Here is a 14946-nt window from a genome sequence, read left to right on the forward strand (position 1 = left end):
TGCATTCCAATCAACTTGGTTATGCGCTGTTTAATAAGAGAGGCCAGGTAATGAAATTAGCCATTGTGACAGCCTGCCCGAACGGCAAGGTCAGCAGCGTTCTCAGTGCGAGGCTGCTGGATGCCGCCGCCCAGCGTATGGGCTGGAGCACCTGCGTCGAGGTCTTTGATCCGCGCAACCCGACACAGGTTTTGTCTGCTCAGGAAATTGCTGACGCCGACTGGATTCTGGTGGTCAACACCGGTGAAGTCGATCTGTCCCGCTTTGTGGGCAAGCGTCTTTTTCAAGACTCTCCCGCTCACGCGCTGCAAGACGTGGACGGCTTCCTGCATCGCGCGTCCGAGCAGGCCAAAGTCTACGAGGCATCTTCTGCCGTAGCGCCTGCAGCGACTGGCGCAGTACCGCGCATCGTTGCGGTTACCGCATGCCCGACGGGCGTTGCGCACACCTTCATGGCTGCCGAGGCTATTCAGCAGGCAGCCAAACGTCTGGGCTATGAGCTTCAGGTCGAGACGCAAGGCTCGGTGGGTGCACGTAATCCGCTCAGCGCCCAGGCGATTGCCGACGCTGACGTGGTGTTGCTGGCCGCCGATATCGAAGTGGCTACCGAGCGCTTCGCGGGCAAACGTATTTATCGCTGCGGCACCGGTATTGCCCTCAAGCAATCCGACGCCACGCTGAAAAAAGCGCTGGCTGAGGGGCAGGTGGAGTCTTCTGGCAGTGCATCGACCGCACCGGCCAAGCAGGAGAAAACCGGCGTCTACAAACACTTGCTGACGGGTGTGTCGTACATGCTGCCGATGGTGGTGGCGGGCGGTTTGCTCATCGCACTGTCGTTTGTTTTCGGCATTGAAGCTTTCAAGGAGCCAGGCACCCTGGCCGCAGTTCTGAAACAGGTGGGTGATGCTGCCTTTACGTTGATGGTGCCGTTGCTGGCCGGGTACATCGCCTACTCCATCGCCGATCGTCCAGGCCTGGCCCCGGGCATGATCGGTGGTCTGTTGGCTAGCACCCTGGGCGCAGGTTTCATTGGCGGGATCGCAGCGGGTTTCATCGCGGGCTATAGCGCCTGGGCGATCAATCGCTACGTGCGTTTACCTGCCAGCGTTGAGGCGCTCAAACCGATTCTGATTATTCCGTTGCTGGCCAGTCTGATCACCGGCCTGCTGATGATTTACGCCGTGGGCGGGCCTGTCGCAGGGTTGCTGGAAAGCCTGACAGTGTTCCTCAACAGCATGGGCACCACCAACGCCATTCTGTTGGGCGTGTTACTCGGGGCGATGATGTGTGTCGATCTGGGCGGCCCTATCAACAAAGCGTCTTATGCGTTCTCGGTAGGCTTGCTGGCGTCCCAGAGCTACGCGCCCATGGCAGCTGCGATGGCTGCGGGCATGGTTCCGCCGATTGGCATGGGCATCGCCAGCTTCATCGCCCGCCATAAATTCGCCCAGAGCGAGCGGGAAGCGGGCAAGGCCGCGTTTGTTCTGGGGCTGTGCTTCATCTCTGAAGGTGCGATTCCGTTTGCTGCGAAAGATCCGCTGCGGGTGATTCCGGCGAGTATTGCCGGTGGCGCGCTGACCGGTGCGTTGTCGATGTACTTCGGCTGCAAGCTGATGGCTCCGCATGGCGGCCTGTTCGTGATGTTGATCCCGAATGCAATTAATCATGCGCTGCTGTATCTGCTGGCAATTGTTGCGGGCAGCGTGGTGACAGGCGTGACCTACGCGTTGCTCAAGCGTCCGGAAGTGGCTGAGATGGAGGTTGCGCCAGCGCAGGCGTGATTTACACCTTGCCCTGATAATGCGACGTCCTGGTAGGAGCGAACTTGTTCGCGAGGCGATTTGACAGACTCACCGCCTCTCGCCAACAAGTTGGCTCCTACCGGTTCAGTGTTGGCCCCGCTGTCATATTTCCCCCACCGTCCCTGGTAGGAGCGAACTTGTTCGCGAGGCGATTTGACAGACACACCGCCTCTCGCCAACAAGTTGGCTCCTACCGGTTCAATGTTGGCCCAACTGTCATATTTTCCCCATCTTGCACTGCTAGCTTTCCCCTTTACCTTCAACAAGGGGACCCTCCATGACTCAGTTCGACCCGACACGTCGCCGCATCATTCAGGCAGCTGGCGCAGGCTTGCTTTTGCCCGGTCTGGCTCCAGCCGTTATCGCTTCGATTCAGGACCGGCCGAAAATCACCGACGGGGTGCAGTCCGGTGACGTGTTGGGTGATCGGGCGATGGTCTGGAGTCGCAGTGATCGACCGTCGCGCATGGTCGTGGAGTGGGACACCCGCAGCATGTTCACCAACCTGCGTCGTGCGGTCTCAGCCCTCGCTGACCAACGCACCGATTTCACCGCGCGAGTCGAGCTGAGCGGTTTGCCGACCGATCAGGCGATTTTCTACCGGGTAATGTTTGAAGATGCGCAATCAGGCGTGACCAGTGAACCCTGGTTCGGCCATCTGCGCAGCGTCCCGCAACAGCGTCGGGACCTGAGGTTTGTCTGGAGCGGCGACACGGTCGGCCAGGGTTTCGGCATCAACCCGGACATAGGCGGCATGCGTATCTATGAAGCCATGCGTCTGCGTCTGCCGGATTTCTTTATCCACAGCGGCGACACCATCTATGCGGACGGCCCGGTTCCGGCGCAGATCGTCGCGGAAGACGGACGCATCTGGCGCAACCTCACCACCGAAGCCAAGAGCAAGGTCGCGGAAACCCTCGACGAGTATCGCGGTGCTTATCGCTATAACCTGATGGATGAGAACCTGCGCCGCTTCAACGCGGAAGTGCCGCAAATCTGGCAATGGGACGACCACGAAGTGACCAATAACTGGTCGTCGAGCAAACAGCTGGATGATCGCTACAAGGTCAAGGACATCCAGTTGCTGGCTTCCCGTGGCCGACAGGCGTTTCTGGAATATGCGCCCATGCGTTTGCAGGAAGCGGATAACGGCGGGCGCATCTATCGCAAGATGAGTTACGGGCCGATGCTGGATGTGTTCGTGCTGGACATGCGCAGTTATCGGGACGGCAACGATTCAAACCTGGCGGATAAACCGGGGCCTACCACGGCTTTCCTGGGGCGTACGCAGCTGGACTGGCTGAAAAGCGGGCTCAAGAACTCCACCGCACAATGGAAAGTTATCGCAGCCGATATGCCGATTGGTCTGGGCGTACCGGATGGCGAAGTCAGCCCTGGCGTCGCGCGCTGGGAAGCCATCGCCAACGGCCAGGACGGCCCTGCGGCTGGACGCGAGCTGGAGGTCGCCGAGTTGTTGACCTATCTGCGCGCACAGAAAATCCGCGACTGCGTGTGGCTGACCGCCGATGTGCATTACTGCGCGGCGCATCACTACCAACCGGATCGGGCTGTGTTTCAGGACTTCGACCCGTTCTGGGAATTTGTTGCCGGGCCGTTGAACGCTGGCAGCTTTGGCCCTAACGCGCTGGACAAGACCTTCGGCCCTGAACTGGTCTTCCAAAAGGCCCCGCCTGCGCAAAATACCTCTCCATTTGCCGGTTTCCAGTTTTTTGGTGAAGTGAACATCGACGGCCAAAGCTCGGAGATGACCGTGACCTTGCGGGATCTGGACGGGGTGTCGGTGTTCGAGAAGAAACTGGTGCCAGCTCGGGATGCATGAAGTTAAGCAGCATCTGGATCTGTAATGAAATCTTCTGTGGGAGCCCGGCTTGCCGGCGATAAGGCCGGGCGCGATCTAAAAGTGAACCGCATCCAGCCTTATCGCCGGCAAGCCTGGCTCCCACAGGATTTGTGTCGCACATCGACTTTTGGGCAGGCACACAATCACCGTGTTTGGGTTTTGTCCGGAGCCCAGCCAGAAATTCCCTGTAACGTTCTCGTCTATGCTGGCTTATCATTAGCCACCTAACGACGGGGCAGGGTTCGACGATGCTGGACATTTTCTATCAGACCCTGGCCATCACCGCGCCGGTTTTCGCCATGCTGTTCCTGGGTGTGCTGCTCAAGCGCATCAACTGGATTGACGACAATTTCATCATGACTGCGTCGAGTCTGGTGTTTAACGTGACGATGCCCGCGCTGTTGTTTCTCGGCATTATCCACGCTGATCTGCGTGAAGCGTTGCAGCCCTCGCTGCTGGTCTTTTTCACCATCATCACTCTGGCCGGTTTCGCCTTTGCGTGGACCTGGGCGATCTGGCGCGTGCCGCTGGCAGACCGTGGCGTTTTTGTTCAGGGCGCCTTTCGTGGTAATAACGGCGTGATCGGCCTGGCGCTGGCTGCCAGCATGTACGGCGATTACGGTATCTCTCTGGGGGCGATTCTCGCCGCCCTGGTCATTCTGTTCTACAACGCGCTCTCGACCATCGTGCTCGCGGTCTACAGCCCGGTGATCAAATCCGACCCGTGGAGCCTGTTCAAAAGCGTGCTGGGCAACCCGCTAATCATCAGCATCATGCTTGCCTCGCCGTTCGCCTACTTCAAGATCGGCCTGCCGCACTGGATCGAGACGTCGGGCAATTACCTCGCGCAGATGACTCTGCCACTGGCGCTGATCTGTATCGGCGGCACGCTGTCGCTGAGTTCGCTGCATCAGAGTGGCAAGCTGGCCGTCAGCGCCAGCGTTATGAAAATGGTCACTTTGCCGGTGCTGTCTACGCTGGCAGCCTGGCTGTGTGGTTTTCGCGGTCCGGAGTTGGGGATTCTGTTCCTGTACTTCGCCAGCCCGACCGCTGCGTCCAGCTATGTCATGGCCCGGGCGGCCAATGGCAATCACGTGCTGGCGGCCGCGATCATCGTGATCACAACGCTGGCGGCCGCAGTGACCACCAATGTCGGGATTTTTATCCTGCAATGGGGCGGCTGGATCTAGTGCTGACGTCGCCACGCCCGGATGGTGTTGAAGGTAATCATCACTGCGAACACCGGCAGAACAAATTGCACCATCAGTCGCTCCAGTTTATCGGCGAGCGGCATGCCGGTGGTGAACGACACAATGTGCAACCCATACGCCAGATACAGCGACAGCAGAATTAGCCCTTCAATCCGGGTGATCCTGTAACCTGAGTAGAACAGCGGCATGCACAGCGCCGCTACCCCGAGCATCACGGGTAAGTCAAAATCCAGCGCATTGGGTGAAACAGAAAGTGGTGCTGGTGCGATCAACGCGGTGATGCCCAGCACGCCCAGCAGATTGAACAGGTTGCTGCCAATCACGTTGCCCACGGCGATGTCACGCTCGCCACGGAGCGCCGCGATTAACGAAGTGGTCAGGGCGGGCAGGGACGTACTGACTGCGATCACCGTCAAGCCGACCACCCGTTCGGACAAACCAAGGTCTATCGCGATCACCACCGATGCTGCCACCAGCAGATGACTGCCCAGTACGACGCAGGCGATGCCGGTAAACAACGCTCCGAGACGCAGCAGCACCTGGCCGGTTTTGCGCGAATGCTCCGATCCGCTTGACTGGCGATAGGCAAAGCGTTGCCCGGATTGGCGCAAAACGATCAGCAGGTAGGCCAGCAAACCCAGTAATAGAATCGCGCCATCGAGCGCGCCCAGCACGCCGTTCCAGGAAAGAGCCAGCACCAGTGCGCTGGCGACAACCATCAACGGGATCTCCAGGCGCACCAACTGCCGGGTCACCCGCAACGGAATGATCAAGGCGCACAGCCCAAGAGTGACCAGTACATTGAAGATGTTGCTGCCCACCACGCTGCCCACGGCGATGTCGGCGCTGGAAGTAAAGGCTGCTTGCAGGCCGACTGCCATTTGCGGCGCGCTGCTGCCCAGTGCGACAAATGTCAGACCGATGAACAAGGGGCGCACGCCGAGGGTGGTTGCCACACTCACCGCGGCACGCACTGAGAGTTCGGCTCCGATCAACAGCAACAGCAGGCCGCATATCCACTGAAGGACATCGGGAAACGGCAGGGATGAGAGTTCGAGAATTCGGGGCGTCCTTAGTCGCTCAGACTTTGTACACGCACGGGCGCGGTGCCACTGCGCAGCATACCGATTTGTTCGGCGGCAGCACGTGACAAATCAATCAATCGACCACGGGTGTGAGGACCGCGATCATTGATCCGGACGATCACGCTTTTGTCGTTATCCAGATTGGTGACTCTGACCCGGGTACCAAAGGGCAACTGGCGATGGGCCGCAGTGAGTCCATTCTGGTCAAAGGGTTCGCCGCTGGCGGTACGCTTGCCGTGATGCCGGGCGCCGTAATAGGAGGCGTTGCCGGTTTCGTTGTAACCGCGAGCATCGATGGTCTGATTCTGGCTGGCGCAGCCAACCAGAAAGGTGAACAGAGCTGTGGTGCCGAGAAGCCGCAGCATGGGGTGCGATCCTTGAATGCCTGGACGCAATCTGTAGGAGTGAGCTTGCTCGCGATAGCGTCAGGCCATTCGATAGATACGCTGGATGGCATACCGAATCGCGAGCAAGCTCACTCCTACAGGTCGTTGTGACTATTAGAGTTTTTTAAATCAACCTTCCAGCTTTTTCTTCAGCAGTTCATTGACCTGCTGCGGGTTGGCCTTGCCTTTCGAGACTTTCATGGCCTGACCGACGAAGAAGCCAAACATCTTGCCGCGTTTGGCTTCATCAGCAGCGCGGTACTGTTCGACCTGTTCGGCGTTGGCTGCGAGCATCTCGTCGAGCATTGACTCGATGGCACCGCTGTCAGTCACTTGCTTCAAGCCGCGTTTTTCGATGATCTCATCGGCGCTGCCTTCACCATTGGCCATTGCCTCGAAAACCATTTTCGCGATTTTGCCGGAAATGGTGTTGTCGGTGATGCGCTTGAGCATGCCGCCCAATTGCTCGGCACTGACCGGCGATTCTTCGATTTCCAGGCCTTGCTTGTTCAGCAGGCTGCCCAGCTCGACCATGACCCAGTTGGCGGCCAGCTTCGCGTCGCCGCTGATGCTGACCACTTGCTCGAAGTAGTCCGCCTGCTCGCGGCTGGAGGCCAGCACGCTAGCGTCATAGGCCGACAGGCTGAACTGACTCTGGAAGCGCTCGCGCTTCTGCGGAGGCAACTCCGGGAGCGTGGCGCGTGTTTCTTCGATGAATGAATCTTCGATCACTACTGGCAGCAGGTCCGGATCGGGGAAGTAACGGTAATCGTTGGCTTCCTCTTTGCTGCGCATGGCGCGGGTTTCGTCTTTGTTCGGGTCGTATAGACGGGTCTGTTGAATGACCTTGCCGCCATCTTCGATCAAGTCGATCTGACGCTGGATTTCGCTGTTGATCGCCTTCTCGATGAAGCGGAACGAGTTGACGTTCTTGATCTCGCAGCGCGTACCGAATTCAACCTGGCCCTTGGGACGGATCGAAACGTTACAGTCGCAACGCAGCGAGCCTTCCGCCATGTTGCCGTCGCAGATGCCCAGATAACGAACCAGTGCGTGCATGGCTTTAACGTAAGCCACTGCTTCCTTGGCCGAACGCATGTCCGGCTCGGAAACGATTTCCAGCAGCGGAGTGCCAGCGCGGTTCAGGTCGATACCGGTCATGCCGCTGAAGTCTTCGTGCAGGCTTTTGCCGGCGTCTTCTTCAAGGTGGGCGCGGGTGATGCCGACGCGTTTCACGGTGCCGTCTTCAAGGGTGATGTCCAGGTGGCCTTTGCCAACAATCGGCAATTCCATCTGGCTGATCTGATAGCCCTTGGGCAGGTCAGGGTAGAAGTAGTTTTTGCGGGCAAACACGTTGTGCTGGCCGATCTCGGCATCTACCGCCAGACCGAATTTGACAGCCATGCGCACGGCTTCTTTGTTGAGCACCGGCAAAACACCCGGCATGCCCAGATCAACCAGGCTGGCCTGCGTGTTGGGCTCGGAGCCAAACGCGATGGCGCTGCCAGAGAAAATCTTTGATTGGGTCGAAAGCTGGGTGTGAATCTCCAGCCCGATAACGACTTCCCATTGCATTGTGTTTTCTCCTTAGAAGCCGTCAGGCCTGCGCAGATGCCAATCGGTGACTTGCTGATATTGATGGGCAACGTTCAGCAGGCGGCCTTCCTGGAAATACGGGGCGAGCAATTGCACGCCTACCGGCAGACCATCGGCAAAGCCCGCAGGCATGGACAAGCCCGGCAGACCCGCGAGGTTGGCGGTGATGGTGTAGAAGTCTTCCAGGTACTCGGCGACCGGGTCGTTGGTCTTGGCGCCGATTTTCCAGGCCGGGTTAGGCGTGGTCGGGCCGAGGATCACGTCGACTTCGGCAAAAGCGCTCATGAAATCGTTCTTGATCAGGCGACGGATTTTTTGCGCCTGCAAGTAGTAGGCGTCGTAATAACCCGCTGAGAGCGCGTAGGCACCCACCAAAATCCGGCGTTGTACTTCCGGGCCAAAGCCTTCGGCGCGGGAGCGCTCGTACAGGTCTGTAAGGTCTTTTGGCTCTTCGCAGCGATGGCCGAAACGCACGCCGTCAAAGCGCGACAGGTTGGACGAAGCCTCTGCCGGAGCGATCACGTAATAAGCCGGGATGCCGTGTTGCAGGTTCGGCAGGCTGATTTCCTTGACCACGGCACCGAGCTTTTTCAGCTCTTCGACGCTGGCCATGACCATATCTGCAATGCGCGGATCGAGACCGGCGCTGAAATACTCCTTTGGAAGACCGATGCGCAGTCCCTGCAGCGAGCCGTTGAGGCTGGCGCTGTAATCTGGAACGGGTTCGTCGATGCTGGTGGAGTCCAGTGGGTCGAAACCGGCCATGCCTTGCAGCAGCAGCGCACAGTCTTCAGCGCTGCGTGCCAACGGACCGGCCTGATCGAGGCTGGACGCATAAGCGATCATGCCCCAACGGGAAACACGACCGTAGGTCGGTTTCAAGCCGGTCAGGTTGGTCAGTGCGGCCGGTTGGCGAATCGAGCCGCCGGTATCGGTGCCGGTGGCGGCAGGCAGCAGGCGCGCAGCTACTGCAGCAGCCGAACCCCCTGAGGAACCGCCCGGCACATGGTCAAGATTCCACGGGTTTTTCACCGCGCCGTAGTGGCTGGACTCGTTGGCCGATCCCATGGCGAATTCGTCCATGTTGGTCTTGCCAAGGGTCACGGTGCCCGCTGCGGCCAGCTTGGCAACAACGGTGGCGTCATATGGCGCCTTGAAGTTATCGAGCATCTTCGACGCGCAGCTGGTACGGATACCTTGCGTGCAGAACAGGTCCTTGTGAGCCAGTGGTGCGCCCAGCAATGGATTGTTTTCACCGGCAGCGCGACGTGCGTCAGCGGCCTGCGCCTGAGTGATGGCCAGGTCTTCGGTGAGGGTAATGAAGCTGTTGAGCTGTGGATCGAGCTGCGTGATACGCGCGAGCAGGACACGGGTCAATTCTTCGGAAGAAAACTTTTTATCGGCGAGTCCGCGGGCGATCTCGGCCAGAGTCATTTGATGCATTGAAGGCACATTCCCTTAGTCGATGACTTTTGGAACCAGATAAAGGCCGTCTTGGACCGCTGGTGCGATGGCTTGATAGGTGTCCCGGCGATTTCGCTCGGTAACCACATCTTCGCGCAGGCGTTGGGACGCTTCGAGGGGGTGGGCAAGGGGTTCAATACCGGTGGTATCGACCGCTTGCATCTGATCAACCAGCCCAAGAATGCTATTAAGTGCTTCGGTAGTACGCGGGACATCGGCGTCATTCAGGCGAATTCGCGCCAGATGAGCGATCTTTTCCACGTCGGAGCGATCAAGCGCCATGGGGTTCTCCAGTGGAATGCCTACGGATTGGATCCGTGTGGTAGATTGAGGAACACTATCGCATTTCTACGGTCAGAAGGCCGCGAACGTCGAGGGTCGTGCTCGGAAAAACCGCTAATTTAGCATATTGGCTCCTTGCCCAAAATCCCTGTCGTTGTTAGAGTTTGCCGCACTTTTTTACCCACGCGTTCCCTAGGGTCCCTTTCCCATGTTCAAGAAACTGCGTGGCATGTTTTCCAGCGATCTGTCTATCGACCTGGGCACTGCCAACACCCTTATTTACGTGCGTGAGCGCGGCATCGTTCTGAATGAACCATCAGTTGTGGCCATTCGGACCCACGGAAACCAGAAAAGCGTCGTTGCTGTCGGGATGGAAGCCAAGCGCATGCTCGGCCGTACCCCAGGCAACATCGCCGCTATTCGCCCAATGAAAGACGGCGTTATCGCCGACTTCAGCGTTTGCGAAAAAATGCTGCAGTACTTCATCAACAAGGTTCACGAAAACAGCTTCCTGCAGCCAAGCCCTCGGGTGTTGATCTGCGTACCGTGCAAATCCACACAGGTTGAGCGACGCGCGATTCGCGAGTCGGCCCTGGGTGCTGGTGCCCGTGAAGTGTTCCTGATCGAAGAGCCAATGGCTGCTGCCATCGGTGCCGGTCTGCCGGTCGAAGAAGCACGCGGTTCAATGGTTGTCGACATCGGTGGCGGTACTACTGAAATCGCTTTGATCTCGCTCAATGGCGTGGTTTATGCCGAATCCGTACGGGTTGGCGGCGACCGCTTCGACGAAGCGATCATCACCTACGTGCGTCGTAACTACGGCAGCCTGATCGGCGAATCCACTGCCGAGCGCATCAAGCAGGAAATCGGTACTGCCTACCCAGGTGGTGAAGTGCGTGAAGTCGACGTGCGTGGCCGTAACCTGGCTGAAGGCGTTCCACGTGCTTTCACCCTGAACTCCAACGAAGTGCTGGAAGCGTTGCAGGAATCTCTGGCAACTATCGTTCAGGCCGTGAAAAGCGCGCTGGAGCAGTCGCCTCCGGAACTGGCATCCGATATCGCCGAGCGCGGTCTGGTGTTGACCGGTGGTGGTGCCTTGCTGCGTGATCTGGACAAATTGCTGGCTCAGGAAACAGGTCTGCCGGTAATCGTTGCCGAAGATCCGCTGACCTGCGTAGCGCGTGGTGGTGGCCGTGCGCTGGAAATGATGGATAAGCACACGATGGATCTGCTCTCCAGCGAGTAACTCGCCGGCAGGACCTATCATGCATCCTTATGTGTACAGGTAGCGATTTGGCTACCTGTATGCGTTAGGCTGACGCCAAAATATGGCGTTACTTTTTCTACCTGTTCAAGCCGGTTGCATATCTCATGAATAACAACAGCCGATTGAAATCCTGCTTCGGAGGAGCGGCCTATTAAACCGCTTTTCGCAAAAGGCCCCTCATTGGGCGTGCGCCTGTTGGTGCTGGTCGTTTTATCGGTGGCGCTGATGGTCGTTGATGCGCGGTTCACCGTGCTCAAGCCCGTGCGCAGCCAGATGTCGCTGGTACTGATGCAGTCGTACTGGATCGTCGATCTGCCGCAGCGTTTGATACAGGGTGTGGCCAGCCAGTTTGGCAGCCGTACCGAACTCATCGCTGAAAACGAAAAACTCAAGACTGAAGCCTTGCTCCTTCAAGGGCGCCTGCAAAAGCTCGCGGCCCTGACCGAGCAGAACGTGCGCCTGCGCGAGTTGCTCAACTCGTCGGCACTGGTCAACGAGAAGGTTGAAGTGGCCGAACTGATCGGCATGGATCCCAATCCGTTTACCCATCGAATCATTATCAACAAAGGCGAGCGCGACGGCGTTGTCCTGGGTCAGCCAGTGCTCGACGCACGTGGCCTGATGGGGCAAGTGGTCGAGTTGATGCCCTACACCTCGCGTGTGCTGCTGCTGACCGACACGACTCACAGCATTCCAGTGCAGGTCAACCGCAACGGGCTGCGTGCGATTGCCAGCGGCACGGGTAACCCGGAGCGTCTGGAGCTGCGCCATGTCGCGGACACCGCTGACATCAAGGAAGGCGATCTGCTGGTCAGCTCCGGTCTGGGTCAGCGCTTTCCTGCCGGATATCCGGTCGCAACCGTTAAAGAAGTCATCCATGACTCCGGACAACCGTTCGCTATCGTGCGGGCCGTGCCGACAGCTGCATTGAACCGCAGCCGTTACCTGCTGCTGGTGTTCTCCGACGGTCGCTCGCCGGAAGAGCGCGCCGCCGATGCCGCGCGTGCCCAGGAGTCCATCGAGAAAGGTGTCGATCCGGCTGCCGTACCGGCGACTGCTCCTGTCAATAACGCAGCCGCTCCTGCCGGGACGACACACTCCACGCCTGCTGCCCATGGTGCTGCTGCTCCGGCTGCGGCTCCTGCCGCCGCGCCAGCTGCAACACCCGCCGCAACGCCGGCCACGCCAGCACCCAAGCCCGCCAGCAAGCCGCCTGTAAAGCCTGCCGCGACCAAGCCACCGGCCACCGCGCCTGCCGCCACTCGGGAGAGAATCGATGGCTAGTCATGCCCCGGAACGTAACGGGTGGGTCGTGTGGTTCACTTTCGTCGTCGGTTTGCTGTTGAGCGTTTCGCCGCTGCCGCAGTTCATGGAAATTTTTCGTCCGCTCTGGCTGGCGCTGCTCGTGACCTTCTGGGCGCTGTATCTGCCCCATAAGGTCGGCATGACCACCGCATGGCTGTTGGGGCTGATGGAGGACGTGTTGTACGGCACACTGCTGGGGCAGAACGCCCTGACGTTGTGTCTGATCACCTTTCTGGTGATGTCCCTGCAGCAGCGTTTGCGCATGTTCCCCATGTGGCAACAGTGTCTGATTCTGTTGGTTATCTATGGGCTGGCCCAGTTGGCCCAGCTCTGGCTCAGCGCTCTGACCGGCAATCGACAGCCGACGCTGGCGTTGGTGTTGCCTGCTCTGGTCAGTGCGTTGTTATGGCCTTGGGTCAGCTATGGCCTGCGAGGCTTGAGCAAGCGTTTGAAAATCAACTGACGCAGCATGCAGCCCCGGGTAAGCATCTCTGGCTCGGGGCCGCATCACGATCTTTGACACGGAGATGTCCCAATGCCCCCGCTTTTTCTGGCCTCTGGCTCGCCGCGCCGTCGGGAATTACTGACCCAGATTGGCGTTCGCTTCACGGTGCTCAGCGCACAGATTGACGAAACTCCCCACAGCGAAGAAACCCCGACGGCCTATGTCGAGCGTCTTGCCCGTTGCAAAGCGCAAGCCGGATTGGCGTTGCTGACCGATGATCAGGGCTGCGTGTTGGGGGCTGACACTGCTGTGGTGCTGGACGGTCATATCCTCGGCAAGCCGCTGGATGAAGCGGATGCCCGGAGCATGCTGACGGCGTTGTCAGGGCGTGAACACGAGGTGTTGACGGCGATTGCGCTGGTCAATCAACAGCGTTGCGAAACCCGCGTCGTCTCCAGTCGGGTGCGTTTTCGCTCGATCTCTACTGCAGAAATCCAGACTTACTGGGCCAGTGGCGAGCCTCAGGACAAGGCAGGCAGCTACGCTATTCAGGGCCTGGCGGCGATTTTCGTCGAGGGTTTGCACGGTAGTTATTCCGCAGTGGTGGGCTTGCCGCTATGCGAAACCGCAGAACTGCTGAGCCGTTTCGGCATACCCTGTTGGCAAGGCCAGGAAGGTGACAAGTCATGAGTGAAGAGATTCTGATCAACATCACGCCAATGGAATCACGCGTGGCAGTGGTGGAAAACGGTGTTCTGCAAGAGGTTCACGTCGAGCGGACCCAGCGTCGCGGCATCGTGGGCAACATTTATAAAGGCAAGGTTGTCAGGGTTTTGCCCGGCATGCAGGCCGCGTTCATTGATATCGGGCTGGACCGTGCAGCGTTCATTCACGCCTCGGAAATCTCCATGCGTGAAGGCTCTGCCGTCGAAACCATCAGCGCGTTGGTGCACGAAGGTCAGAGCCTCGTCGTTCAAGTCACGAAGGATCCGATTGGCAGCAAAGGCGCGCGACTAACGACGCAGCTGTCAATTCCTTCGCGCTATCTGGTGTACATGCCCAAGACGGCGCACGTCGGGATTTCTCTGAAGATCGAGGACGAGGGCGAGCGTGAGCGACTGAAAAAAGTGGTCAGCGATTGCGTTGCCCTCGAAGGCATCAAAGAGGTTGGCGGCTTTATCCTGCGTACTGCGGCCGAAGGTGCCGGGGCTGACGAAATCCTTATGGACATTCGTTATCTGCGCCGCCTCTGGGATCAGATCGGTGAGCAGATCAAGACCGTCAGCCCGCCCAATGTGATCTACGAAGATCTTGGTCTGGCGCTGCGCACGTTGCGTGATCTGGTCAGCCCGCGTATCGAGAAGATCCGCATCGACTCCCGGGAAACCTTCCAGAAAACCACGCAATTCGTGGCTGAGCTGATGCCTGAGATCGCTGACCGCCTGGAGCATTACCCTGGCGAGCGGCCTATCTTCGACCTCTACGGCGTTGAGGATGAGATCCAGAAGGCGCTTGAGCGCAAGGTTCCTCTCAAGTCCGGCGGCTATCTGGTGATCGATCCGGCCGAAGCAATGAGCACCATCGACGTCAACACTGGCGCCTTCGTCGGGCATCGCAACCTCGAAGAAACCATCTTCAAGACCAATCTGGAGGCGGCAACGGCCATTGCCCGTCAACTGCGCCTGCGTAATCTGGGCGGCATCATCATCATCGACTTCATTGACATGGAAGACGGTGAGCACCAGCGTCAGGTCCTGCGTACCCTGGAGAAACAACTGGAGCGCGATCACGCCAAGACCAACATCATCGGGATCACCGAGTTGGGGCTTGTGCAGATGACCCGCAAGCGAACCCGTGAAAGCCTTGAGCAGGTGCTGTGCGAGCCTTGTCATGCTTGCCAGGGGCGCGGCAAGCTGAAGACGCCGGAAACCGTCTGCTACGAGATATTCCGGGAAATTCTGCGTGAGGCCCGTGCCTATCAGGCGGTGGGCTACCGGGTACTGGCCAATCAGCGAGTTGTAGACCGCCTTCTGGACGAAGAGTCGGGTAATGTGGCGGAACTGGAAGCGTTCATCGGCCGCACTATTCGTTTTCAGGTAGAAACCATGTATTCACAGGAACAATACGATGTCGTGCTGCTCTGACAGTGCACCTGATAGATTGAATTGTTAACGGTGCCTCAGGGCCAGCGGCATGCATGCCGTCACAAGCAGAGAACTATGCGTGGTAAATGAGCTAACCC

At 58.7% G+C, this 14946-nt stretch carries 13 protein-coding genes; 8 read left to right on the top strand and 5 right to left on the bottom strand.

The features are described from left to right. The first annotated feature begins 50 nt into the window (after positions 1 to 50). The 3 genes from K3169_RS05285 to K3169_RS05295 all read left to right on the top strand — a co-directional run bounded on the left by K3169_RS05285 (position 51) and on the right by K3169_RS05295 (position 4853). Positions 51 to 1781 (top strand): PTS fructose-like transporter subunit IIB, encoded by a 1731-nt coding sequence (locus K3169_RS05285; RefSeq protein ID WP_255886749.1) that lies wholly within the window; start codon positions 51 to 53, stop codon positions 1779 to 1781. Between the two features lie 298 nt (positions 1782 to 2079). After that, a complete protein-coding gene (locus K3169_RS05290; protein ID WP_263270482.1) occupies positions 2080 to 3642 on the top strand; it encodes an alkaline phosphatase D family protein in 1563 nt (520 codons plus the stop codon). A gap of 269 nt (positions 3643 to 3911) precedes the next feature. After that, positions 3912 to 4853, top strand: a complete 942-nt coding sequence (locus K3169_RS05295; protein ID WP_231675179.1) for an AEC family transporter — start codon at positions 3912 to 3914, stop codon at positions 4851 to 4853. Here the strand turns inward: K3169_RS05295 and K3169_RS05300 are convergent. From K3169_RS05300 to gatC, 5 genes are all read right to left on the bottom strand, one after another. Then, a complete protein-coding gene (locus K3169_RS05300) occupies positions 4850 to 5917 on the bottom strand; it encodes a calcium/sodium antiporter (RefSeq protein WP_263272228.1) in 1068 nt (355 codons plus the stop codon). The genes K3169_RS05295 and K3169_RS05300 overlap by 4 nt on opposite strands. 29 nt (positions 5918 to 5946) lie before the next feature. Further along, complete coding sequence (locus tag K3169_RS05305; protein ID WP_122397675.1) at positions 5947 to 6324, bottom strand: septal ring lytic transglycosylase RlpA family protein; 378 nt, start codon at positions 6322 to 6324, stop codon at positions 5947 to 5949. 150 nt (positions 6325 to 6474) lie between these two features. Next, positions 6475 to 7920, bottom strand: coding sequence for an Asp-tRNA(Asn)/Glu-tRNA(Gln) amidotransferase subunit GatB (gene gatB / locus K3169_RS05310; RefSeq protein WP_027902214.1), 1446 nt, complete (start codon positions 7918 to 7920; stop codon positions 6475 to 6477). A gap of 12 nt (positions 7921 to 7932) precedes the next feature. Further along, a complete protein-coding gene (gatA, locus tag K3169_RS05315; RefSeq protein WP_099270973.1) occupies positions 7933 to 9384 on the bottom strand; it encodes an Asp-tRNA(Asn)/Glu-tRNA(Gln) amidotransferase subunit GatA in 1452 nt (483 codons plus the stop codon). Between the two features lie 15 nt (positions 9385 to 9399). Then, entirely contained in the window at positions 9400 to 9687 is a 288-nt protein-coding gene (gene gatC, locus K3169_RS05320) for an Asp-tRNA(Asn)/Glu-tRNA(Gln) amidotransferase subunit GatC (protein WP_027902216.1), read from the bottom strand. A 208-nt stretch (positions 9688 to 9895) separates the two neighbouring features. Between gatC and mreB the strand changes: the two genes are divergently transcribed. The 5 genes from mreB to rng all read left to right on the top strand — a co-directional run bounded on the left by mreB (position 9896) and on the right by rng (position 14848). Further along, entirely contained in the window at positions 9896 to 10933 is a 1038-nt protein-coding gene (mreB, locus tag K3169_RS05325; RefSeq protein WP_020292894.1) for a rod shape-determining protein MreB, read from the top strand. 219 nt (positions 10934 to 11152) lie between these two features. Next, positions 11153 to 12238 (top strand): rod shape-determining protein MreC, encoded by a 1086-nt coding sequence (gene mreC, locus K3169_RS05330; RefSeq protein WP_411567044.1) that lies wholly within the window; start codon positions 11153 to 11155, stop codon positions 12236 to 12238. Continuing rightward, on the top strand, positions 12231 to 12722 hold the full coding sequence (mreD, locus tag K3169_RS05335; protein WP_027902218.1) for a rod shape-determining protein MreD: 492 nt from the start codon (positions 12231 to 12233) through the stop codon (positions 12720 to 12722). The genes mreC and mreD overlap by 8 nt, the downstream gene beginning before the upstream one ends. 72 nt (positions 12723 to 12794) lie before the next feature. Continuing rightward, positions 12795 to 13394, top strand: coding sequence for a Maf family protein (locus K3169_RS05340; protein ID WP_263270487.1), 600 nt, complete (start codon positions 12795 to 12797; stop codon positions 13392 to 13394). Then, on the top strand, positions 13391 to 14848 hold the full coding sequence (gene rng, locus K3169_RS05345; protein ID WP_027902220.1) for a ribonuclease G: 1458 nt from the start codon (positions 13391 to 13393) through the stop codon (positions 14846 to 14848). The genes K3169_RS05340 and rng overlap by 4 nt, the downstream gene beginning before the upstream one ends. The last annotated feature ends 98 nt before the right edge of the window (positions 14849 to 14946 follow it).

It is taken from the genome of Pseudomonas phytophila (assembly GCF_025643095.1).
Taxonomy (GTDB): domain Bacteria; phylum Pseudomonadota; class Gammaproteobacteria; order Pseudomonadales; family Pseudomonadaceae; genus Aquipseudomonas; species Aquipseudomonas quasicaspiana.